This window comes from Methanohalophilus mahii DSM 5219 (assembly GCF_000025865.1).
Taxonomy (GTDB): Archaea; Halobacteriota; Methanosarcinia; order Methanosarcinales; family Methanosarcinaceae; genus Methanohalophilus; species Methanohalophilus mahii.
This window is the reverse complement of record NC_014002.1, coordinates 550,435-575,487: the sequence shown is the minus strand read 5'-3', so window position 1 is coordinate 575,487 and position 25,053 is coordinate 550,435. Positions and strand designations below refer to the sequence as shown.

General features: G+C 45.1%; 20 protein-coding genes, 3 tRNA genes and 3 rRNA genes. 3 read left to right on the top strand and 23 right to left on the bottom strand.

Going from position 1 to position 25,053, the window contains the following annotated elements:
• Nucleotides 1-10 precede the first annotated feature (10 nt).
• The gene (locus tag MMAH_RS02770) at nt 11-604 is read right to left on the bottom strand and encodes an indolepyruvate oxidoreductase subunit beta (RefSeq protein WP_013037018.1); all 594 of its coding nucleotides are present in this window, start codon (nt 602-604) and stop codon (nt 11-13) included.
• A complete protein-coding gene (gene iorA, locus MMAH_RS02765; RefSeq protein WP_013037017.1) occupies nt 601-2,406 on the bottom strand; it encodes an indolepyruvate ferredoxin oxidoreductase subunit alpha in 1,806 nt (601 codons plus the stop codon). The genes MMAH_RS02770 and iorA overlap by 4 nt, the downstream gene beginning before the upstream one ends.
• Before the next feature lie 155 nt (nt 2,407-2,561).
• On the opposite strand from iorA, the gene MMAH_RS02760 reads away from it, so the two are divergent.
• Nucleotides 2,562-2,909 carry a helix-turn-helix domain-containing protein gene (locus MMAH_RS02760; RefSeq protein WP_013037016.1) on the top strand — a complete coding sequence of 116 codons (348 nt, stop codon included), beginning with the start codon at nt 2,562-2,564 and terminating at the stop codon, nt 2,907-2,909.
• 1 nt (nt 2,910) lies between these two features.
• Nucleotides 2,911-3,528: a 4Fe-4S binding protein gene (locus MMAH_RS02755; RefSeq protein ID WP_013037015.1), complete on the top strand. Its 618-nt coding sequence runs from the start codon at nt 2,911-2,913 to the stop codon at nt 3,526-3,528.
• Nucleotides 3,529-3,532: 4 nt separating this feature from the next.
• On the opposite strand, the gene MMAH_RS02750 is transcribed toward MMAH_RS02755, so the two are convergent.
• From MMAH_RS02750 to MMAH_RS02735, 4 genes are all read right to left on the bottom strand, one after another.
• The gene (locus tag MMAH_RS02750) at nt 3,533-4,987 is read right to left on the bottom strand and encodes a thioredoxin domain-containing protein (RefSeq protein ID WP_048902094.1); all 1,455 of its coding nucleotides are present in this window, start codon (nt 4,985-4,987) and stop codon (nt 3,533-3,535) included.
• Between the two features lie 87 nt (nt 4,988-5,074).
• A complete protein-coding gene (locus MMAH_RS02745; protein ID WP_083774826.1) occupies nt 5,075-5,557 on the bottom strand; it encodes a thioredoxin domain-containing protein in 483 nt (160 codons plus the stop codon).
• Nucleotides 5,558-5,565: 8 nt separating this feature from the next.
• Entirely contained in the window at nt 5,566-6,420 is an 855-nt protein-coding gene (locus tag MMAH_RS02740; protein ID WP_013037014.1) for a 2-oxoacid:ferredoxin oxidoreductase subunit beta, read from the bottom strand.
• Between the two features lies 1 nt (nt 6,421).
• Complete coding sequence (locus MMAH_RS02735; RefSeq protein ID WP_013037013.1) at nt 6,422-8,152, bottom strand: 2-oxoacid:acceptor oxidoreductase subunit alpha; 1,731 nt, start codon at nt 8,150-8,152, stop codon at nt 6,422-6,424.
• 518 nt (nt 8,153-8,670) lie between these two features.
• Between MMAH_RS02735 and MMAH_RS02730 the strand changes: the two genes are divergently transcribed.
• Complete coding sequence (locus MMAH_RS02730; RefSeq protein WP_013037012.1) at nt 8,671-9,072, top strand: hypothetical protein; 402 nt, start codon at nt 8,671-8,673, stop codon at nt 9,070-9,072.
• Between the two features lie 19 nt (nt 9,073-9,091).
• Here MMAH_RS02730 and MMAH_RS02725 read toward each other — a convergent pair.
• The 17 genes from MMAH_RS02725 to MMAH_RS02650 all read right to left on the bottom strand — a co-directional run bounded on the left by MMAH_RS02725 (nt 9,092) and on the right by MMAH_RS02650 (nt 25,052).
• Nucleotides 9,092-9,163: transfer RNA gene (locus MMAH_RS02725), tRNA-Arg, on the bottom strand.
• A 273-nt stretch (nt 9,164-9,436) separates the two neighbouring features.
• Nucleotides 9,437-9,558, bottom strand: a 5S ribosomal RNA gene (gene rrf / locus MMAH_RS02720).
• Between the two features lie 29 nt (nt 9,559-9,587).
• Nucleotides 9,588-9,659 (bottom strand) — tRNA-Cys (locus tag MMAH_RS02715).
• A gap of 114 nt (nt 9,660-9,773) precedes the next feature.
• A 23S ribosomal RNA gene (locus MMAH_RS02710) occupies nt 9,774-12,696 on the bottom strand.
• Nucleotides 12,697-12,817: 121 nt separating this feature from the next.
• Nucleotides 12,818-12,890 (bottom strand) — tRNA-Ala (locus tag MMAH_RS02705).
• An 85-nt stretch (nt 12,891-12,975) separates the two neighbouring features.
• Nucleotides 12,976-14,450 (bottom strand): 16S ribosomal RNA (locus tag MMAH_RS02700).
• The 16S, 23S and 5S rRNA genes sit together here with 3 tRNA genes alongside, the layout of an rRNA operon.
• A 304-nt stretch (nt 14,451-14,754) precedes the next feature.
• Entirely contained in the window at nt 14,755-14,901 is a 147-nt protein-coding gene (locus MMAH_RS10585) for a hypothetical protein (protein WP_013037011.1), read from the bottom strand.
• Nucleotides 14,902-15,136: 235 nt separating this feature from the next.
• Nucleotides 15,137-15,337 (bottom strand): helix-turn-helix domain-containing protein, encoded by a 201-nt coding sequence (locus MMAH_RS02695; protein ID WP_013037010.1) that lies wholly within the window; start codon nt 15,335-15,337, stop codon nt 15,137-15,139.
• Between the two features lie 114 nt (nt 15,338-15,451).
• Nucleotides 15,452-15,763 carry a 30S ribosomal protein S10 gene (rpsJ, locus tag MMAH_RS02690; RefSeq protein WP_013037009.1) on the bottom strand — a complete coding sequence of 104 codons (312 nt, stop codon included), beginning with the start codon at nt 15,761-15,763 and terminating at the stop codon, nt 15,452-15,454.
• A gap of 35 nt (nt 15,764-15,798) precedes the next feature.
• Complete coding sequence (gene tuf / locus MMAH_RS02685) at nt 15,799-17,067, bottom strand: translation elongation factor EF-1 subunit alpha (protein ID WP_013037008.1); 1,269 nt, start codon at nt 17,065-17,067, stop codon at nt 15,799-15,801.
• 107 nt (nt 17,068-17,174) lie between these two features.
• Nucleotides 17,175-19,367, bottom strand: a complete 2,193-nt coding sequence (locus MMAH_RS02680) for an elongation factor EF-2 (protein WP_013037007.1) — start codon at nt 19,365-19,367, stop codon at nt 17,175-17,177.
• Nucleotides 19,368-19,404: 37 nt separating this feature from the next.
• Nucleotides 19,405-19,965 carry a 30S ribosomal protein S7 gene (locus tag MMAH_RS02675; RefSeq protein WP_013037006.1) on the bottom strand — a complete coding sequence of 187 codons (561 nt, stop codon included), beginning with the start codon at nt 19,963-19,965 and terminating at the stop codon, nt 19,405-19,407.
• Nucleotides 19,966-19,970: 5 nt separating this feature from the next.
• Entirely contained in the window at nt 19,971-20,399 is a 429-nt protein-coding gene (locus tag MMAH_RS02670) for a 30S ribosomal protein S12 (RefSeq protein WP_013037005.1), read from the bottom strand.
• A gap of 42 nt (nt 20,400-20,441) precedes the next feature.
• Nucleotides 20,442-20,867 carry a NusA-like transcription termination signal-binding factor gene (locus MMAH_RS02665; RefSeq protein WP_013037004.1) on the bottom strand — a complete coding sequence of 142 codons (426 nt, stop codon included), beginning with the start codon at nt 20,865-20,867 and terminating at the stop codon, nt 20,442-20,444.
• Nucleotides 20,868-20,886: 19 nt separating this feature from the next.
• Nucleotides 20,887-21,174: a 50S ribosomal protein L30e gene (locus tag MMAH_RS02660; protein ID WP_013037003.1), complete on the bottom strand. Its 288-nt coding sequence runs from the start codon at nt 21,172-21,174 to the stop codon at nt 20,887-20,889.
• Nucleotides 21,175-21,248: 74 nt separating this feature from the next.
• On the bottom strand, nt 21,249-22,376 hold the full coding sequence (gene rpoA2, locus MMAH_RS02655) for a DNA-directed RNA polymerase subunit A'' (protein WP_394295770.1): 1,128 nt from the start codon (nt 22,374-22,376) through the stop codon (nt 21,249-21,251).
• 30 nt (nt 22,377-22,406) lie between these two features.
• On the bottom strand, nt 22,407-25,052 hold the full coding sequence (locus MMAH_RS02650; protein ID WP_048902240.1) for a DNA-directed RNA polymerase subunit A': 2,646 nt from the start codon (nt 25,050-25,052) through the stop codon (nt 22,407-22,409).
• Nucleotide 25,053 lies beyond the last annotated feature (1 nt).

The window sequence follows — 25,053 nt, the reverse complement described above, 5'->3', positions numbered from 1 at the left end:
GGTAATGTTGTTATTGTCTTGTTGTTTCCCTGCCCAGCCTGAATGCCTTCAGGTTGGTATCAATGGTCTTTGGGGGAACCAGATTCTTTATGCATTCCACCAGTGTTTCTTCGGCGATCGGGAGATAAGAGGAAATTGCCCCTAGCATCACGACATTCAGAGTCTTTATATTGCCGGCCTGTCTGGCAAGGGCCACAGCATCAAAGGCCACGACCCTGTAGTCCTTTTCAATTCTGGCAGCTATTTCCTTCGGATCAGGATATGTACATTGTCCTGAAGTCACAGTGACCGGGTAAATAGGAGAAATATTCATAACCACTATTCCGTCTTTTGAAACATCATGAATATAGCGCATTGCCTCTACCGGTTCCAGTGCCAACATACCGTGGGCACTGCCACACGGTATAAGGGAACCCAACTCACAGCCAAGTCTTACATAGTTCACAACAGAACCGCCGCGTTGGGCCATCCCGTGAGTCTCCGCTGCCCGAACACTCATTTCATCAGAAACCGCTGCCTTGCCTATTATATCGGAGACCTTTACAGCACCCTGGCCTCCTACACCAGCTATCACAAGATCAAAATATGATAGATCGGAAGTCATTTTTTCACCTCCATGATAGCATCGAAATTGCATATTTCAACACACAATCCACAACCACTGCACATTGAATTTATGGAGGCTTTTTTGGACACTTCATCAAATTCAATTGCAGGGCAACCAAATTTCAAGCATTTCCGGCAACCTTTACAGAGATTTGTATCAACCATAAACGGAGTGTATCTTATACCTTCCCTTGCTGCGGAAATTACACAGGCACGTTTGGCTATCACAACTGAAACCCCTTCATAGGCTTTTGCCCGCTGCAGTACATCCTCCGTGGCATCCATGTCGTAGGGGTCAACCACCTCCACGAATTCAGCACCCATTGCACTGCACAATTTATCAAACGCAACCTCCACGGTTGGTTCATAGGTTGCTGTCTTACCCATACCCGGATTGGGCTGGTGGCCGGTCATTGCAGTAGTCCTGTTATCAAGTATCAACACTGTGATATCAGATTTATTGTAGATAGCATTCATTAAACTGTTAATTCCGGTATGGAAAAAGGTGGAATCACCAATTGTACAGCATATGGGTTTTTTCTCGCCGGCATCATAGATTCCCGAAGCAACACTGATACTTGCCCCCATACAGAGAGTGGTATCCACCGTACCGTGCTGGATGCCGAGAGTATAACAGCCGATGTCACTGGGAAATACCGCATCTTCGCCAAATACTTTTTTCATGACATGGAAAGTACCCCTGTGGGAGCAACCCGGACACATTGCAGGCGGCCTGACAGGAAGTTCCATAGCCTGTGTTGCGGGTTTACATTCGCATGAATCAATTCCAAAGGCTCTAGCAATTCCCTCCATGCAAATATCAACATTGAATTCACCTGTGCGGGGAAGAATCCCATCTGCTTTTCCAAAGATTTCAGTTTCAAACCCTACATCTCTTGCAATTACCTTGCACTGGTCCTCAATAACAGGTTCAAGTTCCTCAATCACAATTACCTGCTCTGTTTTAGCAAGGAGCTGGCGAACACTGTCTTCTGGAATTGGATACGTCCCTATCTTCAAAAAAGAAGCTGTAATACCAAGCCTATCAAGTGCTTCTTTTGCATAAACTGCAGCTGTTCCACAAGCAATGACACCAATATTATTTTCTGCTTCAATTGAAAGTTCATTCCAGCCGGAAAATTCAAACTCGCCGCGAATATCCTGCTGGATCGAAAGCAGGTGAGGATGACGTACCCTCGCATTTTTAGGAACCATTACCCAGCGGTCTGGATTCTTTTCAAATTTGATTTCACCTGTCTTCTGCCTGACAGGAGCAAGTTTGATATCAGACTTGCCGTGGGAAATACGTGTTGTGGAGCGAAAGATCACCGGTATCTCATATTTTTCAGATAATTCAAAGGCATAAGGAATCATATCCTTGGCTTGCTGGGGGGTTGATGGCTCAAGGCAGGGAATCTGTGAGAACACGGAATACCTGCGGGTATCCTGCTCATTCTGGGAAGAATGGCAGGAAGGGTCATCGGCCACTATAATAACCATACCCCCCTTGACACCCATGTATGCCAGAGTCATCAGGGGATCAGCAGCTACATTCAGACCTACATGTTTCATAGTAACCACAGAACGGGCTCCTGCCATAGAGGCACCTGCAGCCACTTCCATTGCAACCTTTTCATTTACGGACCATTCAATATAGAAGTCCCTTTCATTCATAGAAGCCAGAGTATCCACTATTTCAGAAGAAGGGGTCCCTGGATAACCGGACACAACGTCCACAGCCCCTTCTACAATACCGCGGGCAATGGCAACGTTGCCTAGCATATATTCACGACCGCTCATGGTAATCGCCTGCTACTTCATAATATACATTATTGATAAATATATCTCGTAATATCATGAGTACTGCTATTTTATGACAATAAATGGCCGTTGTTAAAAGCACTTATATACACTGTTGACTATAGACAGTACTGCAAATAATAAGAGGTATTGAAATGATAGACTTTGCCTGCAAAGAATTCCGTTTAAACGATGTCATCAAATGTGCCCTGAATCTTACAAGAGCCGATATGAAGGTCATCGGGTTATTTTTTGATACTCCGGAAAAATGGGTAAATACCGAAGATATATCAAATGACACCGGGCTTGACCTTTCAACAGTCCAGAGATCCGTTAAAAAATTACATGAAAAAGAAATTCTTACAAAATCCCAAACAAACCTGGATCGTGGAGGATACACCTATATCTATAAACTGAAAGAAAAAAACGAAATAAAGGAAATTATTATGCAAATTGTACATAAATGGGTAAACAAAGTCGACAAAGAACTTGAGGCATGGTAAAATGCTGAAGATCACACGTTACCTGTGGCTGCTTGTCCTGATAGTCTCATTGGGAGGATTGTGGTATCCTTATCTTGGATATCTGATGGCAGTTGTAATGATCACCCTGCTGGCTACATCTGTCGTGAGAGGACGCTGGTTCTGTGGCAATCTATGTCCGCGTGGAAGCCTGTATGATTTCGTACTCAGTAAAGTATCAAGAAAACAGGATATACCGAATATCCTCAAAAGTTTCTGGCTGCGAATCCCTCTCTTGGTACTTATGATGACAGTAATGATATACAGGGTATCAGTGATATTCGTCACACAGAATATGTTCGAAAAAATCGGTGTCGTACTGGTATCAATGTGTATTGTAACAACTTCACTGGCAATCCTGCTGGGTGGATTTTACAATTCCAGGGCCTGGTGTACAGTATGTCCCATGGGAACTGCGCAAAGAATAATCGGTGGAGACCGCTACCAGCTTAAAATGGCACATGAACTTTGCATAGATTGCAAGAAATGCGAAAAAGTGTGCCCCATGGAACTTACGGTCAGGGATATAGGCAATAACCCCGACTGCATAAAATGTGGCCGATGTGTAGAAGCCTGTCCAAAAGATGCCCTGTACTTTTAAGTGATCAAAACAACAGGCTTTTCAATTCCAGGGGGTCGTTGACCGGAGGAGTGCAGCTTTGTCCTTTGCAGACATAAGCTGTAGTTCTCCCTTCTTTTATATCCATATCAAGCGTATAAGGGGCAATCCGGGACAGGTCACTGCCAGACCCGGTATTTTTCAATAACAATATTGTTTTGGGAAGGTAATTTTTCCTTACAACATCCATCATTTCCTTAAGCCCAATTTTTTCAGAATCTGTAACCATTACCACAAGGGTCGCCTCCCCAAGCATCAGACCGGTTAACATATAACTATAGGCCGGTGGAGAACGCTTCAGCATTCCACCAAAGCCCGATAGGGTTGTAAGGGCTAACTCACGGTAGCCTACATTACCGGTAATATGGAATAGCCAGAAAAGATTGTATACAGCCACTGAATTCCCGCTTGGATAGGGGCCATCAAAGACTTTTTTTGTCCTGTGAGGGATGTCAGATACATCTGACGCAGAGAAGAAAAAACCACCCTGCTCTGCATCATAGAACACATCAACCATTACATCCACAAGTTCAATTGCTGTTTCCAGATATTTTGTCTCAAATGTAGCTTCATAAAGTTCTATCAAGCCCCATGCCAGAAAAGCATAGTCATCCAGAAAACCATCAATGCCAGAATTGCCTTCATGGAAACGGTGATACAGCCTTCCATCATCCCTGCGCATATAGGAAAGAATAAAAGAAGCAGTTTCTTTGGCCTTTTCAAGGCTGGAAACATCCCCGCAAATCCTGGAAGCCGTTGAAAGGGCAGCTATTGCAAGTCCGTTCCAGTCTGTGAGAATCTTGTTATCAAGAGATGGCCTGACCCTTTCACTGCGAAGGGATAACAGGCGTGCTCTTATTTCTTTTAATTTCGCATCTGAAGTGTCACTTATAGCATATTCATTCCGGCGCAATACTCCTCCATATTCAGACCCTTCAACATCAATAGGAATTAGGTCATAGAACTGCAGGAAAAAATCACTATCTTCTTTCCCAACAGAGTCTTCGATTTGCCCTCTGGACCACAGATAGAATAAGCCTTCCTGACCCTCACTGTCAGCATCTTCCCCACAATAGAAGGCACCTTCTGGATGGCGAAGTACTGTTCCCATATAGGAAATTGTTGAATCAACCACGGCCCTGTAATGCACATTCCCTGTTGCCTGATAAGCCATGAGATAAACAATCGCAAGCATTGCCTGGTCGTAGAGCATTTTCTCGAAATGCGGAATATTCCAGCTGGCATCTGTAGAATAGCGATGGAAACCTCCACCCAGATGATCAAAAATTCCCCCATTTGCCATTGAAGACAGGGTATTTTCTATCATCGTGAGGGTCTGCGGTCGCTTATCCATTTTCCATCGGTTGAGCAAGAAGATAAGTATGGAAGGAGAAGGAAATTTGGGAGCCGGGCCAAATCCTCCATACCTCCAGTCAAACATACCGAAAAGTGCGGAAAACGCATCCTCCAGAATGGACAGCGTTACCGGCTCCTTTCCGGCGGGAATATTATTGATTTCTGAAACCAGCTACGACGCCTGCTGCCTTATCTCATCCCTTTTATTGTCCCATATATTTGTAACCTGCATCAGCAGGTCGGATAAGCCCATATGCCCCATTGCTGCTTCTTTTGGTATATAGGTGGCTGCAAAAAAAGGCTTTTTTTCAGGTGTCATTATTATAGTCAGCGGCCAGCCACCACTACCATTCATTGCCTGGCAGACTTCCATGTAGAACTCATCTACATCAGGCCTCTCTTCCCTGTCTACTTTTACAGGTATGAAATTGGAATTCAAAAGATTGGCAATATGCACATCTTCAAAGGATTCCTCTGCCATTACATGACACCAGTGACATGTTGAATACCCAATGGAAAGGAAGACCGGAATGTTTTTCCTTCTTGCCTGTTCAAAAGCTTCTTCTGACCATGGATACCAGTCAACAGGATTTGTGGAATGCTGTCTCAGGTAGGGACTGTTTTCCCGTGCAAGCCTGTTGGTTTTGGAATTCATGATTAACCTCAGGAAAAATTCTCAAACACACTGTCCAGCTTTGCGGAATCGTATTGTTTTGCTGTAAGTGGCCCGCTTTTCAGTACATCAAGTTTGGACTCGAATGGCTCTGAATCTCTCTTATAGAACACACCCGTGGGAATCCGGTCACCCCATTCAAGAGCTTTCTCAAAGGCTGCCATCCTGTTTGCAGGATCATGCCCATCGTCGTCCATTTTATAGACCCTGTCATGATACCATTTGTATGTATTGAGTTTATTGAAGGTAACACAAGGCTGGAGAATGTCCACAAGGGAAAATCCCTTATGGGAAATCGCCTGCGATATCAGTGATGAAAGGTGCTCGACATCCCCGGCAAAACCTCTTGCTACAAAAGGACAATCCAGGGATATGGCAACTGCCAGGGGATTGAAAGGAGTATGGAGAACACCATGTGTCTGCACCTTGGTTTTCATACCTATTTCACTTGTAGGGGAGGCCTGGCCCTTGGTCAAACCGTATATCTGGTTGTCATGTGCTATCAAGGTAATATCGGGATTGCGGCGTATGGCATGTATAAAATGGTTTCCTCCCTCACCATAGGAATCCCCGTCACCACCCACTGCAATTACGGTGAGTTCAGGATTGGCAACCTTTGCTCCCGTAGCCGGAGGCAGGGTCCTGCCATGAAGACTGTTGAAAGTATTGCATTTCAGATAATGTGGTAATTTACCGGACTGGCCAATGCCTGATACCATCAAAACTTCATGGGGTTTTTTACCAAGGTCCACAAGAGAACGTTTCACAGCCTCAAGTATGTTGAAATTGCCACACCCGGGACACCATTCCGTTTCACCATTTTTATAGTCTTCAATTGTTACCATTTCAGATCACCTCCATTCCCTTAAGCTCCCTGATTACCGATTGTGGTGTAAAGGGCAAACCATCATACCTTAACATCTTTTTTGATACTTCAAATCCTAATTCGGCCCGCAGCAGGCGTGCAAACTGACCGGTTGCATTATTTTCCACACAGATAGTGGTGTTTAACCCTTCCAGTATACTGGCAGCATTATGAGAAAGCGGATAAATATCGCTGAAATGAATCAAATTTATGGATACCTCATCATGATTGAGGATGTCAACTGCCTCAGCAAGAGGACCATAGGAAGATCCCCAGCCTATCAGGGAAACATCTGCTCCATCTATACCATGAATAGCCGGCATTTGCATTTCATCCGTAAGTCCATCTACCTTGCGCAGACGTTTTTCATTCATACGAATGCGATTATCAGTAGTCTGGTCGATATGGCCTGCTTCATTGTGTTCATCACTGTCTGCAACCACCAGTGCACCGTTCTGGCCGGGTATAGCCCTCGGTGATAGACCGGATTTGGTAATTGCATATCTCTGGTAGTCACTGCCCACAGCCCTGTCTTCCAGAAGATGCCTGTTAATCTTCAGGCCGGATGTATCGAATCTCTCATAGGTAAAAAGACCGTCTGCAAGATGCTGGTCACTCAATATCAGGACCGGAATCTGGTATTTTTCAGCTATGTTGAATGCCCGTATTGTCTGGTAGAAGGCATCCTTTGCCGTACGTGGGGCAAGCACACAACGGGGAAATTCCCCCTGTGCCGCATGAAGCACAAAATTAAGGTCGCCCTGTTCGGTCATTGTGGGAAGGCCGGTAGCAGGCCCGGGACGCTGGCCCAGAAAGATGACAATCGGTGTTTCAGTGATGCCGGAGAGCCCCAGTCCTTCTGTCATCAGGCAGAAACCTCCACCCGAGGTAGTGGTCATGGCACGCACCCCTGCAAAGGATGCGCCTATGGCCATATTTATGGCAGCGATCTCATCCTCGGCTTGCTCCACAACAGCATTGAAATCATCTGCATGTGATGCCACACGGGTCATTACACCGGTTGAAGGTGTCATTGGGTATGCCGAAAGGAACTGCACTCCTGCAGCAAGGGCACCCACCCCCACACTGTCATTACCATTTATCAAAATCCGCCTGTTAGTCGGTTGTGGGTTGAGATTATAGTTGCAAATTCCTTCAAATTTATCATTTCTAACATAATCATAACCTGCTTCTGCTGCTTTTATGTTTTTCTCTACAACCTCATCACCTTTGCTTTTGAAAGTCTCGGAAAGGAACTTTTTAAGTGTTGCAAGATCATAGCATAGCAAACCAAATACAGCTCCTACAGCAACAGTATTTGAAAATAATTTTTTACCACTTACATCCTTTGAAATTTCTGTGAAAGGAACAGATACGATCTTCGCATCTGCATTGTCCCCGACAGTGGATTCATCGGTAAGTACGAATCCTTCTTTGACCTCTTCGATATGGTCAGGAATTGTCTGTTTGTCAAGGGCCACCAATATGTCTATCTTTTCATTCAGTGTGTATACAGGATGATCACTCACCCTTATATGGAAATAATTGTGTCCACCCCGTACTCTGGAAAGATAGAACTGATTTCCGTAAACATAGAAACCATCCCTTACAAATGTCCTTGAAAGAACCGATCCTATGGTTTGTATGCCCTGACCGGCTTCTCCACCTATTTTTATATTTATATCGACGATAATGATTCCCCCTGAAATCACACTATTTAACAAAAAATCATTGTAATAATGTTGAAACCTGAAATATAAATAATGATGGTCCAAGGAGACTTTCATCTATAAAAAAGTTCAAATTACTCAAAAATCGCTATCTAAATACCCTATATAGACATTTTTACTTTCGATTTCCCTAAAGACTTCCATTTAATCTTCTATATATATGGTTAAAAGTATCCAGACTGCTAATAAGTTTAATTGTGTTTAAGTAGACAGGATAGAGTATGGATATATATTTAATTATCGTAATAATTTCCACAATAATTGTCAGCATTCTTTGCATAAAGGGAATTTATGATACATAGTGTATACTCAGATCTAAAAATTACGTGGCTGATGAAGAATTAGGCGAACGGGAATAAAGAGATGGATTTGTTATCCAAAAGGTAAATAGGATTTCAAAACAGTAAGATTTATGTGCTTTTCCCTGATTGAGTTAAGAAATACTTATACTGTATAAAATACAAACCTCACATAAACAAAAAAGAGAACGAGGTAATAATATGGAAAAAATAGACCTTTATCTGAATAAAATCAATGATTGCACAATAACTCCATCTGATATAGATCTGGTTATCAAAATGCTCAAAGAGGATACCAAGAAGGGAAGGATCAAAGCCACAAAGGAAGATATTCAATGGTTTGAAATATACAAGTTTGGTCTGGAAGAAATGGAACTTGAAAAAAGTGGCGAATCTAAGATGCAGGTTGGGGACTGGAGACAGAATCTCAATTACAGTAAAGCCAGATTCTTTGTAGATGAAATGGATGAGCTGGGCCTGATCGAAAATGTCTCATGGCATACTCAGGGAGTGGTCATATTTGACATAAAGAATACAGGTGTCTACAGGATTCATCTTTTTAAGAAAATAAAAAATCACCTTTGTCAACTGTACGGCCTGTAAAAACAGGCATCTTTTTTTAAGGACCTGCCGGGAATCGAACCCGGGTTCTAAGCTCCGGAGGCTAAAGTGATATCCTCTACACCACAGGTCCACCAGAATTGCTTTTATTGAATAACGATGGATATAAAGTTTATCCTGATAAATAGATGAATATAGATAATCTCCGACTAATAATCCTTAGGATGAACAAAGGAAATTGTTTTTCAGGACAAAGATCTAAATGGAAAAGTACAAATTTTCGATACTCCAACATAAATATAATTATAAAATTTGAGACATAATATCGATTTCTCTAACAGATTAATAATTGCAGGACAGATATTAAAAAAGTGTGTATTGAGAAAAGGTAAGTATCAATAAGTTGAGTCAGCAGCGATGTATAGTTCCCAAAGGCTCTCGCACTTTAGTACCGTATACAACGCTGGCAGGCTTATCTTCTGTGTTCGGGATGGGTACAGGAGTTACCCTGCCGCTATGGCCGCTGTACTCAACTTATATGAGATGGAATTGATGAAAGCCAAGGCCCGGATTCGAACCGGGATGGAATCGCTCTGCAGGCGATTGCGTAGCCGCTCCGCCACCTTGGCACATGGGTCATGTGCGAAGCGTGATTCTATGACGCAACCGTCATAAACTTTGCGTTTCATCGGACCGTGTATTTTGTTATGATTACATACCTGATTTCGCCTGGAATAAGCAATTGGAAGCGGCACGGATTATTAGTAACCGCGGACTTAACACCTCGTTTCCTTAGTGCTTACATCCCGATCCTATTAAACCGGTCTTTTACCGGTATCCTTACAGTGGTCTCTTTTCAGGTTGGATTTCGAGCTTAGATGCTTTCAGCTCTTATTCTTTGGCGCGTAGCTGCTCGGCACTGCCTTGTCAGACAACCGATCGACCAGAGACGCCGTTGCCCTGTTCCTCTCGTACTAAGAGCAACTTACCTTCAGACCACATACACCTCTAGTAGATAGTAACCGACCTGTCTCACGACGGTCTAAACCCAGCTCACGATCTCCTTTAATAGGCGAACAACCTCACCCTTGGCCGCTGCTGCACGGCCAGGATGGAAAGAACCGACATCGAGGTAGCAAGCTGCCGGGTCGATATGTGCTCTTGCCGGCAACGACACAATTATCCCCGGGGTAACTTTTCTGTCAGCTTTAGCCCGCATCAAGCAGGACATAAAGGTTCGCTAGAACCGACTTTCGTCTCGCGATCCATTGCTATGCTAAATCGCGTCAGGCTGACTTATGCTCTTGCACTCTTCAGCAGGTTTCCGACCCACTTGAGTCAACCATTGCGCGCCCTTGATATCTTTTCAAGGGCGTCCCGCCCCAGGCAAACTGCCCACCTATCGGGGTCCTCCTTTTCGGAGTTAGGGTCGCGACTTCAGAAGGGTAGTGTCCCATTGTTGGCTCCACCCATGCTGGCGCACGGGCTTCGATGCCTCCTACCTACACTGTACATCCGAAATCACAACCCAACGACAGGCTGCAGTAAAGCTCCACGGGGTCTTCACTTCCCCCTAGAGGTCTCTAGACTTTGCACTAGAATGTAAGCTTCACCGGATTCTGGCTAGGGACAGTAGAGCTCTCATTGATCCATTCATGCGAGTCGCCAATTAAGCGACAAGGTACTACGCTACCTTAAGAGGGTCATAGTTACCCCCGCCGTTTACGGGCCCTTCTTTCCGTTGGACCGAAGTTTCAGGTACCCGCACTGGGCAGGATTCAGAGATCGTACTAGCCCTTTCGGGTTTGCGATCTCCTATGTTGGTATTAGACAGTTAGAGCTCCCTGGTCACTGCGACCTGCCATCTTCATGGCAGGCACTCCTTCTCCCGAAGTTACGGAGCCAATTTGCCGAATTCCCTTAGCCAGATTAATTCCGACACGCCTTAGCCTTTTCAGCTAGGGGCACCAGTGTCAGATCTTGGTACGGTCGTTTAGCTTCCTTTTCACGGGTCCCGGGGTGCAGTTGACTTTCGCAATAACATATTCGCCCGCTTCTCGCCATTACGGCTCTCCACGGGTTTCGATGCTTAGACAGCGCGACAACGCTGCTCAACCTGCCCTGAGACGTTGGTTTTAATGCTAAACGGTACAGGAATATTAACCTGTTTCCCTTTTGGCGTACTCGAATTACGGTACGTCTTAGGACCGACTAACCCTCGGCTGACGATCATTGCCGAGGAAACCTGGCCCCTTCGGCGGTCAGGATTCTCACCTGACTATGCTGCTACTATTACCAGGATTTTCGTTTCCGTACGGTCCACAGGACTTCACAACCCTGCTTCTGCCCGAACGCAACGCCTTCCTACAAGATTACCTTTCGGTACTCCGTGGTATCGGTGGTCGACTTGAGCCCCGTCCATTTTCGGGGCCCCAGACCTCGACTGGTGGGCTGTTACGCACTCTTTAAAGGGTAGCTGCTTCTAAGCTAACCTTCCAGCTGTTTAGGGCCTGGGACACCCTTTATCTTTAACACTTAGTCGACACTTAGGGACCTTAACCACGGGCTGGGTTCTCTCCCTTACGGACTACAAGCTTACCCCAGTAGCCCGGACTCCAACTTTCTTAGACGACGGTAGTTTTGGAGTTTGACAGGGGAGCGAGGGATTTCTCCCCCGGGATCCCCAATCAGTGCTCTACACCACCGACTATCTCCGGTTAGGTCATGCTACGACATGTTTTGGAAGGAACCAGCTGATGCCGGGTTTGATTAGCCTTTCACTCCAAGACGCAGGTCACACGAACGATTTGCAGGTCAGTACCGCTTGCGGTCCTCCACGTAGCTTTCGCCACGCTTCAACCTGCCCACGCCTAGATCACCCGGCTTCGGGTCGTATTCCAATGACTCCACGCACTTGTATACGCCGCATCTTGCCCGAAGGCTGCATGCTTGTTGCTTTCGCTTCGGCTCCCCTCTCGGTTAGCCTTCGCCATTGAAATACACTCCCTGGCCCGTTCTTCAAAACGTAAGATATGACATCGGCAACGAAACTCGTACACCAGCCTCGCGACTGTTTCCTTCATTTCGCAGATCCTTTCATGCCATATCGTTCCATAACCAACAGGTTTCAGGCACTTTGAACCTCCCTTTTTGGGGTACTTTTCAGTTTTCGGTCACCCTACTAGTTCACTATCGGTCTCAAGAGATATTTAGTTTTGGAAGTTGATGCCTCCCGGGTTCCCGCGCGATATCCAACGCACGGTACTCTGGAACAATTCCAGATCCGTTCACTTAGTCCTACGTGACTATCACACTCTATGGTTTGACGTTCCAGTCAAATTCGGGGTCAGTGAGAAAGGATCCTTGGAAAAGTCCTACCACACCACATTTCCCTTCTGTTTCCAGAGGGATTCGGTTTGAACTGTGCCGTGTTCACTCGCCGTTACTAGCGGCATCTCTTCGATTTCTTTTCCGGTTCCTACTAAGATGTTTCAATTCGGAACGTTCCCGATCATTACTGATCGACCATTTAAGGTCAAGAGGTCTCATTAGGAGATCCTCGGTTCATAGGCTTCATGCGCCTAGCCGAGGCATATCGCAGCTTGACACGTCCTTCATCGGTCCTTGAGCCGAGCCATTCACCTGCTGGCATAAATGCCATTATCCGTTTGCTTACTCCAGTAAGCGTCAGGTATGCAACTTATACACGATCTCATCGTGCTCTCCTTGGTCAGAAAGAGCACATCCATCCTTCCCGGGCAAAATTACTTGCCTGGTGCATTAAATATGGACTTGCTGGGATTCGAACCCAGGGCCTCTGCCTTGCAAAGGCAGCGATCTTCCAACTGATCTACAAGCCCTTGGTTTCCCAACGTTGTTGGATTATATGATATAATATAATTGCAATGACAGTTTTTCGGTTTCTGATCGAAAGTTTTTTTGCTTAGGAGGTGATCCAGCCGCAGATTCCCCTACGGCTACCTTGTTACGACTTAACCCCCCTTGCGAAATTTAGGTTCGAACGCAGCACTAAGTCCGCGCCCTCACCCATACCTCACTCGGGTGGTTTGACGGGCGGTGTGTGCAAGGAGCAGGGACGTATTCACCGCGCTATATTGAAACGCGATTACTACGGATTCCAGCTTCATGAGGGCGGGTTTCAGCCCTCAATTCGAACTACGGCTGGGTTTATGAGATTACCGTCACTTTTCAGTGTAGGAGCCCATTGTCCCAACCATTGTAGCCCGCGTGTAGCCCGGGAGATTCGGGGCATACTGACCTACCGTAGCCCGCACCTTCCTCCGATTTAGCATCGGCGGTCCCCACAGAGTACCCATCATCCCGAAGGATATGCTGGCAACAGTGGGCACGGGTCTCGCTCGTTGCCTGACTTAACAGGATGCTTCACAGTACGAACTGACGACGGCCATGCACCTCCTCTCAGCGATTCAGGTAAAGTCTTTAGCTTGACCTACATATTGCTGTCGCCCCCGGTGAGTTGTCCGGCGTTGAGTCCAATTAAACCGCAGGCTCCACCCGTTGTAGTGCTCCCCCGCCAATTCCTTTAAGTTTCAGCCTTGCGGCCGTACTTCCCAGGTGGCTCGCTTCACGGCTTCCCTGCGGCACCTGAAACGGTCGCACCATTCCAGACACCTAGCGAGCATCGTTTACGGCTGGGACTACCCGGGTATCTAATCCGGTTCGTGCCCCCAGCTTTCGTCCCTCACCGTCGGACCCGTTCTGGTAAGACGCCTTCGCCACTGGTGGTCCCACAGGGATTACAAGATTTCACTCCTACCCCTGTAGTACCTCTTACCTCTCCCGGTCCCAAGTCTAACAGTATCCCCCGGAAGCCTAACAGTTGAGCTGTCAGATTTCCCGGAAGACTGATTAAACCGGCTACGGACCCTTTAGACCCAATAATAGTGATTACCACTCGGGCCGCCGGTGTTACCGCGGCGGCTGGCACCGGTCTTGCCCGGCCCTTGCTATCACATGCTATTTACACATGTGGACAGCCAGCATTGTATGCTGGCACTCGGTGTCCCCTTATCGCGGTTTCCCGCAGTGTAAAGGTTTCGCGCCTGCTGCGCCCCGTAGGGCCTGGATTAATGTCTCAGAATCCATCTCCGGGCTCTTGCTCTCACAACCCGTACCCGTCGTTGGCTAGTAGGTACTCTAGACCCACTACAACCTGATAGGCCGCAGACCCATCCTTAGGCGACGGATCTTTAAATCACAAAGCATTCCAGCATATGTGATCTATTCAGAATTATCCCCAGTTTCCCGGGGTTATGCTGAACCCAAGGGCAGATTGTCCACGTGTTACTGAGCAGTCCGCTATGTTCACGAAGAACATTTAACTAGCATGGCTTAGTCGAACACCGATAGCAGTAACCTCTGGCAGGATCAACCAGAATTATGTTAAATTTCTAGCACACCTTTGAAGGTTAAAGGAAATTGTTGGCAGGGTACCTGTTAAACAACATGGATGCTGATTAAAGGCCCTGCACAGTGAATTCTTAATAACTAACGATCAGAATTCACCGAACTGCCATTGCGTGTGTCAGACAGAATTGTTATCTCCTGTCTCCATTTGATTAATGTGAAGGTGATTATGTTTCCACGCGCGTTATGCGCGGGAACTCATGGATATTGCTTTTGATATATAAACCTTGTTATCCGACAGAGCCGGAACAACTCACACGATAAACCAGCATGGGTTTATGCATGAAACAGGTCACCAATCCTGTGCCATTCACAGGACACATATATACGCACTGAACGCATATAAGCATTTGCATTATCAATTTCTACCGAACAAACAGGTATCAAGCAGATGCAAACAGTGAATGCTACATCTGCACCCATTCATTGAGCGAGACTCCTACATATGTTCACTCGTATTAATAGGTATCGTACAAACAAATATTGAAATGAATTGTGGAGAACGGCAAAAAAACAAATCATTCATAAATGGAACGCATAAATAGAATGAAGAACCTATCAAGCTGGCATATTTCAAAACACAATACGAAAATGTACAAAAAAAGTTAGCACTTTTACGTCAAGAATTCCGAGAAAAGAAATGCTACGGGAAAGTTAATCATTCCTCAGACGCAGCGTAATAACATCTTTTTGGAGAACATACAAGTCCTTTTTTCTTAAGTTTGGTTATTGTCTTGCTGACCACTTTCTTATCAATATCTGCAGCTTCGGCAACTTCACCAGATCGCATCGGTTTGTCACTTTCTTTTAATGCATTATAGACCTTACCTTCGGTTTCATCCTCTATTTCTTCTGGCATATAGATCACCCAGAATAAGAAGTAAAATTAATAAATATAATTAACGGTGTGAAAACATACATGAATAGAGAATTAGCAATTAATTAAAAACAAAAGAAAGAGAGGGAAAATCCCTCAATTCTGAAGAACGATTTCAATATTGATGTCCTTGGGCACCTGAATGCGCATTAGCTGCCTGAGAGCACGCTCATCTGCAGCTATGTCTATCAGGCGCTTGTGTACACGCATTTCCCAGTGATCCCAGGAAGCGGTTCCGTCACCACTTGGGCTTTTGCGTGCTGGTACCACCATTTTTTTGGTGGGCAGCGGGACAGGTCCGGCTATACTTACACCTGTGCGGTCAGCGATGGATTTTACCTGATCGCAGACACCGTCCAGGTTTATCGGATCAATTCCCGACAGTCTTATTCTTGCTTTCTGTGCCATAATTCATTCCCCCTTAAAAAGGGTAAATAGAGTGTTTACTGTTTCTCTTTAACACTCATGCACATACCGGCAGCAATGGTCATACCCATATCACGGATAGCGAACCTTCCAAGCTGTGGGATTTCCTTGACAGGTTCAATGACCATTGGCCTTGTTGGCTTGACTGTTATGATTGCTGCGTCACCAGCCTTGATGAAGGTTGGATTTTCTTCCTTGACCTGTCCGGATTTTGGATCCAGTTTCTTGTCAATTGACATCAGTGTGCATGCAGTCTGGGTTGTGTGGCAGTGGAATACAGGTGTGTAACCAATTGTGATTGCGGATGGGTGCTGGAGCACAACAACCTGACCTGTGAATTCTTCTGCGACGGTTGGCGGATTTTTGGATTCACCACATACATCCCCACGCCTGACATCAGCTTTACCGACACCTCTGACGTTCCATCCGATATTGTCACCGGGCCTGGCTTCGTTTGCTTCTTCGTGGTGCATCTCAATAGACTTTACTTCACCGCTTGCCCCACTTGGCATGAAGGTAACCATCTGGCCTTTCTTCATTACACCGGTTTCTACACGACCGACAGGTACAGTACCGATACCGGAAATTGTGTATGCGTCCTGTACAGGCACACGGAGAGGCAGGTCATCTGGCTGCTCTGGAACTTTAAGGTTGTTCAGGCACTCGAGGATAGTTGGACCGTTATACCATGGGGTATTGGAACTGTTCTTAGAAACATTGTCACCTTCAAAGGCAGAGGTTGGGATGAATGGGACATCTGCAGCCTTGAAACCAACCATACCCAGAAGTTCGGATACGTCCTTTTTGACCTGGGTGTACTTATCCTCACTGTAGCCAGTTGCATCCATCTTATTGACAGCGATAATTAGCTGGTTGATACCAAGGGTCCTGGAAAGGAATACGTGTTCCTTTGTCTGTGCCATTACACCATCTGTTGCTGCTACCACAAGGATTGCGGCATCTGCCTGGGATGCACCGGTGATCATGTTCTTGACAAAGTCACGGTGACCGGGACAGTCAACGATTGTGAAATAATAGTTATCAGTGTCAAACCTTTTGTGGGCGATATCAATAGTGATACCCCTCTCACGCTCTTCTTTGAGAGAGTCCATAACCCATGCGAAAGCAAAGGATTCTTTTCCTTTATCTTTTGCTTCTTCTCTGAATTTGTCGATAACGTGCTGTGGGATAGCACCTGTCTCGTACATGAGCCTACCGACAAGGGTGGACTTTCCGTGGTCAATGTGACCGATAACCGCTAAGTTCATATGTGGTTTGTTTGCCATATATCGATTCTCCTTTTAATTTGATGTTATTATAGGGTTTTTGTCTGTAATAGTTGTTAAGACGTTTAAATCTTTCTAACGGCGAAAAGTAAGAAGGTCATACCTTCTCACATACTCAGATAGTCCTCTGGCTGTGGAACGCCTGCCTTGAGACCTTTCCTTTCTCTTATCTCATTAACAATCTCTGCGACCATATTGGTAGGCAGAGAATCAAATCCTGCAAATTCAGTACTCCACATGGCACGTCCTTCGGTTGCAGAACGTATGTCACCTGCAAAACCGAAAAGTTCTGATACCGGAGCCTTGGATTCGATCACTGTAGTGTCACCTTCAGATGTCATATTTAATATGATTCCACGACGGCCCTGTATTTCTTTGGTTGCGCCGCCCATCTGTTCCTGGGGCACCTGAATAAATACTTTCTGGTACGGTTCAAAGAGAACATCTTCTGCCAGAAGCATTGCCGCCTGGATAGCCTGTCTTGATGCAGGAATTACCTGTGCAGGACCACGGTGGACAGCATCTTCGTGGAGCTTGGCATCCACGAGTTTGACTTTTACACCCATACATGGCTCCCTGGCAAGAGGACCTTCTTTCATAACCTCTGTGAAACCTTCAAGAATTAATTCCATTGTTTCATTCAGGTACTGAATACCCTTGGTCATGTCAAGGAAGATATTACTCTCATAAATATCTACAAGACCTTTGGCCTCTTCCTTGCTCATACCGGCATTCATAAGCAGTTCCCTTCTTTCAAGCTCAGGCATCCTCATTGTGATTTCGCCTTCCTTGATTAGCTTGATAATTTCAGGGTCAAGAGGTTCAATCTCTATATAGAACCTGTTATGCCTGTTAGGAGACTTTCCTTCAACCGGACCTGCATGGGATTTTACAGATTCACGGTAAACAACTATTGGAGGGGTGGTAGTGATTTCTACACCCTTATCACGTTCAATCCTGTGACCAATGACTTCAAGGTGTAATTCACCCATTCCTGCCAGAAGGTGTTCACCGGTTTCTTCGTCAAGTTTGATTTGAAGGGTTGGGTCTTCCTTCGCTACCTGACGCAAGACTTCTACCAGTTTTGGAAGATCCTTCATATGCTTGGCTTCAACCGCCACTGTCACCACAGGTTCACTTGCATGCTGGATGCTTTCAAATGGCATCATATCTTCCAGGGTTGTGACAGTAGAACCTACGATAGCATCTTTGAGACCTGTTACAGCAGCAATGTTGCCCGCAGGAATCCTCTCCACTTCCAGCCTTTCAGGACCCATAAAAACACCAACCTGCTGGATCCTGTTTTTGACTGTTATTCCTGAAACACTAACCTCCATGCCCCTTGTTAAAGAGCCACTGAAGAGCCTCCCCGTAGCAACTTCACCTGCATGTGGATCCATTGCAATATCTGTTACCATGAAAGCAAGATCTCCGTTTGCATCAGCATCTTTCATTGACTTGCCGATTTCAGAGGTCTTATCGCCATGCCAGATAGCACCAACACGTCCTTCCTGTGCCTCGATTGGACTTGGAAGGTGCCTGATTACCATATCATTAACTGCTTCATGAAGAGGGCACTTTTCCGCAAGTGTCTCCATATCTTCATTGCGGCAGTATTCATAAACGTCACTGAAACTTACACCGGTCTTCTGCATCATCGGGACACTGATTGCCCAGTTATAAAGAGCTGAACCGAATGCAACAGTACCACCTGAAGCATCGACTTTCCAGCCGGCCTTATAACGTTCCTCATTCATACCTTTGATGAGTTTATTAACAAGATCAATAAGTTTTCCGAGACGGATCTGCATTTCCTGTCCGCCTTCCTGAAGTTCATTAATCAGACGATCAACTTTGTTAATGAAAAGTACAGGCCTGACGTGTTCCTTAAGTGCCTGCCTCAGAACAGTTTCGGTCTGCGGCATTGTGCCTTCAACAGCATCTATTACAACAACTGCACCATCCACTGCACGCATGGCACGTGTAACATCGCCACCGAAGTCAACGTGACCGGGGGTGTCTATGAGGTTAATGAGGTATTCATTGCCATCATATTCGTGCACCATTGAAACGTTAGCTGAATCAATGGTAATACCTCTTTCCTGTTCTTCCTCATCAGAATCCATGAAAAGTTGCCTTCCTGCAAGGTCCTGGGAAATCATCCCTGCACCTGCCAGAAGATTATCTGATAAAGTGGTTTTACCATGATCGATGTGTGCTACAATACCGATATTTCGAATCATATCGGGATTACTCATAAGCGCTTTTACACGCTCTACCATTTTTTTCCTTCGTCCCATAACTACAACCTACGCAGTAATTCACTATAATATTAGATTAACGTGCAGCCTTTGCGACCCTTTCTTTTGCATCTTTTCTGTTCACAGAGAAGCACTTTGCATCTCCGTTTGATGCTGCTATAAGTTCTGTTGCAAGGCAGCTGGCAAATGAACGTTTGGATTTGAAAGATGTCTGCTTGGTACCCATAGCAATGTACCTAAGTGCAGAGTCAACCCTTCTCTGAGGTGCGGTATCCACCGCTTTTGGTACAGAGATTCCACCGTATTTAAGACGTACTACCTCTTCCCTTGGACCGGTATGGGAAATTGCCTCAACAAGTACCTGAACAGGATTTTTATCAGTCTTTGAATGGATAATATCAAAAGCTTCCTTTACAGCAGTCATTGTGCACTGCTTTTTACCTGTATTCTCTTCTCCGCGCATCAGACTGGTAATAAGCCTTTCTACAATTGAAAGATCAGACTTATTGAACTGCTGTCTTGCGTGCCTGCCACCTGTGTTGGGAATTGCGATTGGATCGACATTCACATATCTTCTGAGACCGGCATCGACCACTTCAACCTCAGTCATATCCCATTTACCGAATAATTTATTCATAAGAATTATCTCCTTGGCTTCTCCTTTTTGCCGATGACCATCTCATTCAAACTGACGTTATTTACAGCTGTGACCTTAAAGCGCACACCGGGAATATCACCCTTTGCACCACCCATGCGTCCACCAATCCTTTCCACGGTTATCTCGTCATGCTCATCAATGAAATTGATAGCACCGTCTCCGGGACAAAAGGCAGTTGCCTGCCTACCGTTCTTGATCAGTTGAATTCTTACACATTTCCTGATAGCAGAGTTTGGCTGTTTGGCTTCAACACCCACTTTCTCGAGCACTATACCGCGCCCCTGAGGAGCTCCAGATAAAGGATCGGACTTCACATTCAGTCCAAGGGTTCGCCTGCTGTAGCGAGTATCTTTCCACCTTGCATTTTTACGTGCCGCTTTAAGTTTATGAGCTGCATATTTTCCATTTGTCATTTAGTATCCTCCAATAGATGAGTTAAATATTTGAAACCCGGATTATTGTAATATTAAATCTTCGATATCATGATGACGGTTTACAATCCTTTTTATCTTATCAATATTTCGACCGCTTTTCCCGATGGCCAGACCTTTATTCATACTGGAAACCTCAACATAGGCAACTTTTTTGCCGTTTTTGTCGCTGATTTCTACAGATTTTGTAGGAATCGTGCCAAATGCGTTCTTGATGAAGGTTATCGGATCATCGGAATACTCAATCAAATCCACGTGCTTGTCGACTGCTTTTTTGAAGCGGTTAATATTATCTCCATGCTTCCCGATTGCAGCACCCATATCGCCATTGTTGACCACGCAGATAATTCGATCATCGTCTATAAGACAATCCTTAATGGGTGCCCCGGTCATACTTTCAAACAAGGCTATATATCTGATAGCATCTGTTGAAAGTTTGATATCACTCAAAAATAAAACACCCTCTATTTTAAACTAATCCTATAATATCAGATTCACCAGCATCAACGATTGCCATGGTGGTGATAGTGTACGGTTTACCACAAACAGTGCCAAGGTCCATACTTGAACCTGCGTATTTAATTACTGGTAAATCTGTTTCCTCGATCTTTTCCCTGATGTATGCCGGACAGTTTGCAGAAACTACTACCATTTTTGCATCTCCATTTGTAGCTACATCAATGGTCCTGTTTGCCCCGATCACAACATCTCCTGTCCTAATGACTTTCAACAGTGCCTTATCAACATTAATATCCATATAGATCAACCCTTTTGAATTTAAGATTGGTACTTTAATACCTGATTCCTTATATCTAGTTTCTGGTTACAGTTTCATCCCTGCAGAGGATTTCTGGAAACGAGATGAACATCACCTGTTCCGAGTTTGATTGGCTGGCCGACAATAATATTTTCAGTAACACCACTCAATTCATCAACCTCTCCACGCAAACCTGCATCAAGCAAATGATTTACAGTTACTTCGAAAGCTGCACGTGCAAACACACTGGCTTTTTCACCGGATATACCATGACGACCTATCTGTTTTACTTCACCGTCACAGGACATTATATCCGCCACCAGCATAATATGCCTCACATCAACTTCAAGACCCTGTTCTCGAAGGGTATCTGTAGCCTCTTTGATTATTGCATTTCTTGCAGCTTCAATTCCAAAGACCTCATAGATTTCCCCGATATTATTGGTACTTGTCCTTGTGGGGTCTACACCATCAATCTCAAGAACTTTCTTGAGTTCGGAGCCTTCTGTATAGAGTCTGTATTCACCATCCTCTTTTCTGACAACTACTCTCTTGATGCCATCAATACCCTTCAATGTAATGGTATTGATTTTTTTTGCAAGTTGTAATAGCTCACGGTAGGAAGGTTCTTTCAGTTTTATAAGTAGCTGGTTGGAAACTTCTTTTGCCTGAACTACGGAAACACCCAGGCCATGTTCAAGTTTCTCCATTACCGATTCAATACCTACTTCCCTTTTATTCATGGCTTTTTCATTCAAATCAATAACAAGCTGCATATTGGGAAGATCAGTAGTGACATCGGCAAGATGCTCAACATGTGTAGCTTCAATCATCCAGGCAATCTTGTTTGCAAAATCCCTGTCTTCAAGATACTCCTTGTCAAGATGCACGGTCATCATTGGTGTACTGGGACGTTTACGTGCATCGACAATCTCAATCAACCTGGGCAAACCCAGTGTAACATTGATCTCAGCCACACCCGCATAGTGGAAAGTACGCATTGTCATCTGTGTACCGGGCTCACCGATTGATTGTGCAGAAATAACACCTACAGCTTCACAGGGTTCCACACAGGATTTATCATAAGTTTCCAGGAGTTTTTCAATGATCTCCCCCATCTGTTTCTTATTTACACCTGCTTTCACCGAATCGCTAATGAGAGTCAACTTTACATCACTGGGAAGAGGTAAGTCTTTGACCATACCTTCAATTGTTGCTTCTTGAAGTACCATTTATTTCACCTCCTTACCTGTGACCGAACGCACTATGTTATGCACCGTTTCCTCACTACTATAATCACTCTTGGTAGAATCTATACCATCCTCTCCGTACTTGAACTGTACGATGACACCACGTGTTTCACGTACTGATCGATCGTATTGTACTTCAAGATCCTGCAACGCATTTACAAGCCGACGCTGCAGATAACCGGACTGGGATGTACGCACCGCAGTATCAACAAGACCTTCCCTGCCTCCTACTGAATGGAAGAAATATTCCGTAGGATTTAAACCGCTCTTATAGCTGGACTTTACAAAACCATGTGCATCAGCCCCAAGATCACCTCTATCAAAGTGTGGCAGGGTACGGCCTTCATAACCTCTCCTGATACGTTCACCACGTACAGCCTGCTGACCTACACAGGCTGCCATCTGTGTCAGGTTCAACATAGAACCACGTGCACCGGATTTTGCCATAATCACAGCAGAATTTTCCAGACCCAGATGGTTTCCTGCAATCGTACCGGTATGGTCCCTTGCTTTACCCAGAGACTGCATGATCTTAAGCTCGATGGTTTCAGCGAGAGTTCTACCCGGGAGGGGTTCAAGTTCTTTTGCTTCATAAGCTTGAATGAGTTCTGCGACTTCGTTTTCAGCACGCTCAAGTTCCTCATCGATATTCAGTTTTGCTTCACGAGGAATGTCCTCATCACTGATACCAAAACTAAGGCCAGTACGCATCACACCACGAATCGCAAGCCTGGTCATATCGTCCACAAACTGAGCAGCCTCTGTTGTACCATATCTTTTCACAATAGAATCAAGGATTTTGCCCTTAAAGGCCCCGATTGCCTTTTCATCGATCGTCCCTGTCACCAGTTCGCCGTTTTCAACTACCACATAGGCATCATATTCACAGTCCCTGCCCTTACAGACATCACACTTGAAACATACATTGGCTTTAAATTCAAGATTGAGATCCTTTGGAAGAATCTGGCTGAAAATCTGTTTGCCCGTCCAGAAAGGATCCCCCACATCAGTATAACCGGCAGGCTCCGGAAGCTCACGCACTTCTGATTTACGTAATAGTTCCAGAGCATCGTTCTTACTGATCATATTTTCATTGCGTGTCAGCAGGAACATACCTGAAATGTGGTCGTGGATACCACCAATAATTGGACCTCCAAAACGGGGAGAAAGGATATTCTCCTGAACCTGCATTAAAATGTTGGCTTCTGCACGGGATTCTTCCGTTTGCAGAACATGCATGTTCATTTCATCGCCGTCAAAGTCCGCATTGTAAGGAGGACATACAGCTGGATTAAGTTTGAAAGTCTTATTTGGCAATACCTTGACCTTATGTGCCATTATGCTCATTTTGTGAAGAGAAGGCTGCCTGTTAAAGAGAACAATATCTCCATCCTGCATCTGCCTTTCAACTGTCCAACCAGGTTCAAGTTTTTCAGAAAGTTCTTCCTTGTTGGCTTCGGTGATCTTAAGCCGGCGCCCATCTTCACGGAATACATAATTAGCACCCGGATGAGTTTCTCCACCCCTTGCAACATATGCACGCATCATTTCCAGATTTCTGGAGATTACCCTTACAGGAATTGTCATATGCTTGGCAATTTGATAGGGAACACCCACTTCATTGATACTAAGGTTGGGATCTGGAGATACAACCGTACGTGCAGAGAAATTCACACGTTTACCGGAAAGACTTCCCCTGAAACGACCTTCCTTTCCTTTAAGACGCTGTGTAAGAGTCTTTAGAGGGCGGCCAGACCTGTGTCTTGCCGGAGGGACACCTGAAACTTCGTTATCAAAGAACGTAGTAAGGTGATACTGCAAAAGTTCCCAGAGATCCTCTATAATAAGTTGTGGTGCACCCGCATCACGATTTTCCTGGAAACGCTGATTAATACGAATAATATCCACAAGTTTATGAGTTAAATCATCTTCACTACGCTGACCTGATTCCAGAGTAATGGAAGGACGAACAGTTACAGGAGGAACTGCTAGCACTGTCAGAACCATCCATTCGGGTCTTGCAGACTCCGGGTCCATACCCATGACCTTTAGGTCATCATCCGGGATACGTTCAAGACGATCACGGATTTCAGTCGGTGTCAGCTTGTAATCATTCTCTATGTAATCTGAGGGTTTTTCGAATTTTATCTCAAGTTGCTCTTCCCCACAATAAGGACATATTTTGGTCTTTCGTGCTTCCTTGAATACATTATTAATCAGATCATCAGGCAGATGACTCATTACATCCAGTTTGGCAAACTGATTAATATAGGCTTTTTTCTGTTTATCCTCAAGAAGAAGATGGCTGCAGTTACGACATGTAGATCGAAGTATTTTTCTTATTATCTTATTAAATCCTACGTGGAGTACCGGTGCCACGAGTTCAATATGACCGAAGTGACCCGGACATTCACCGGCCCTACCTCCACAGGTTTTGCACTTCAAACCCGGGTCTATAACACCCAGTCTCAAATCCATTAAACCCATGTCAATTGGATAACCATCGTCGTCATATGTATCAGCAGTAATAATTGAAGTAACACTCATCTTACGGATTTCCCGCGGAGACAGGAGACCGAATCTGATCGCACCAATTCTCTGGGGAATAGAGGGAATAGTATTATCCATT

Bases quoted from the DNA above. Each gene is read 5' to 3' on its own strand.
- MMAH_RS02770 (WP_013037018.1), bottom strand. From the start codon at position 604: ATGACTTCCGATCTATCATATTTTGATCTTGTGATAGCTGGTGTAGGA.
- iorA (WP_013037017.1), bottom strand. From the start codon at position 2,406: ATGAGCGGTCGTGAATATATGCTAGGCAACGTTGCCATTGCCCGCGGT.
- MMAH_RS02760 (WP_013037016.1), top strand. From the start codon at position 2,562: ATGATAGACTTTGCCTGCAAAGAATTCCGTTTAAACGATGTCATCAAA.
- MMAH_RS02755 (WP_013037015.1), top strand. From the start codon at position 2,911: ATGCTGAAGATCACACGTTACCTGTGGCTGCTTGTCCTGATAGTCTCA.
- MMAH_RS02750 (WP_048902094.1), bottom strand. From the start codon at position 4,987: ATGTTTGACTGGAGGTATGGAGGATTTGGCCCGGCTCCCAAATTTCCT.
- MMAH_RS02745 (WP_083774826.1), bottom strand. From the start codon at position 5,557: ATGAATTCCAAAACCAACAGGCTTGCACGGGAAAACAGTCCCTACCTG.
- MMAH_RS02740 (WP_013037014.1), bottom strand. From the start codon at position 6,420: ATGGTAACAATTGAAGACTATAAAAATGGTGAAACGGAATGGTGTCCC.
- MMAH_RS02730 (WP_013037012.1), top strand. From the start codon at position 8,671: ATGGAAAAAATAGACCTTTATCTGAATAAAATCAATGATTGCACAATA.
- MMAH_RS10585 (WP_013037011.1), bottom strand. From the start codon at position 14,901: ATGGGTGCAGATGTAGCATTCACTGTTTGCATCTGCTTGATACCTGTT.
- MMAH_RS02695 (WP_013037010.1), bottom strand. From the start codon at position 15,337: ATGCCAGAAGAAATAGAGGATGAAACCGAAGGTAAGGTCTATAATGCA.
- rpsJ (WP_013037009.1), bottom strand. From the start codon at position 15,763: ATGGCACAGAAAGCAAGAATAAGACTGTCGGGAATTGATCCGATAAAC.
- tuf (WP_013037008.1), bottom strand. From the start codon at position 17,067: ATGGCAAACAAACCACATATGAACTTAGCGGTTATCGGTCACATTGAC.
- MMAH_RS02680 (WP_013037007.1), bottom strand. From the start codon at position 19,367: ATGGGACGAAGGAAAAAAATGGTAGAGCGTGTAAAAGCGCTTATGAGT.
- MMAH_RS02675 (WP_013037006.1), bottom strand. From the start codon at position 19,965: ATGAATAAATTATTCGGTAAATGGGATATGACTGAGGTTGAAGTGGTC.
- MMAH_RS02670 (WP_013037005.1), bottom strand. From the start codon at position 20,399: ATGACAAATGGAAAATATGCAGCTCATAAACTTAAAGCGGCACGTAAA.
- MMAH_RS02660 (WP_013037003.1), bottom strand. From the start codon at position 21,174: ATGGATATTAATGTTGATAAGGCACTGTTGAAAGTCATTAGGACAGGA.
- rpoA2 (WP_394295770.1), bottom strand. From the start codon at position 22,376: ATGGTCAAAGACTTACCTCTTCCCAGTGATGTAAAGTTGACTCTCATT.
- MMAH_RS02650 (WP_048902240.1), bottom strand. From the start codon at position 25,052: ATGGATAATACTATTCCCTCTATTCCCCAGAGAATTGGTGCGATCAGA.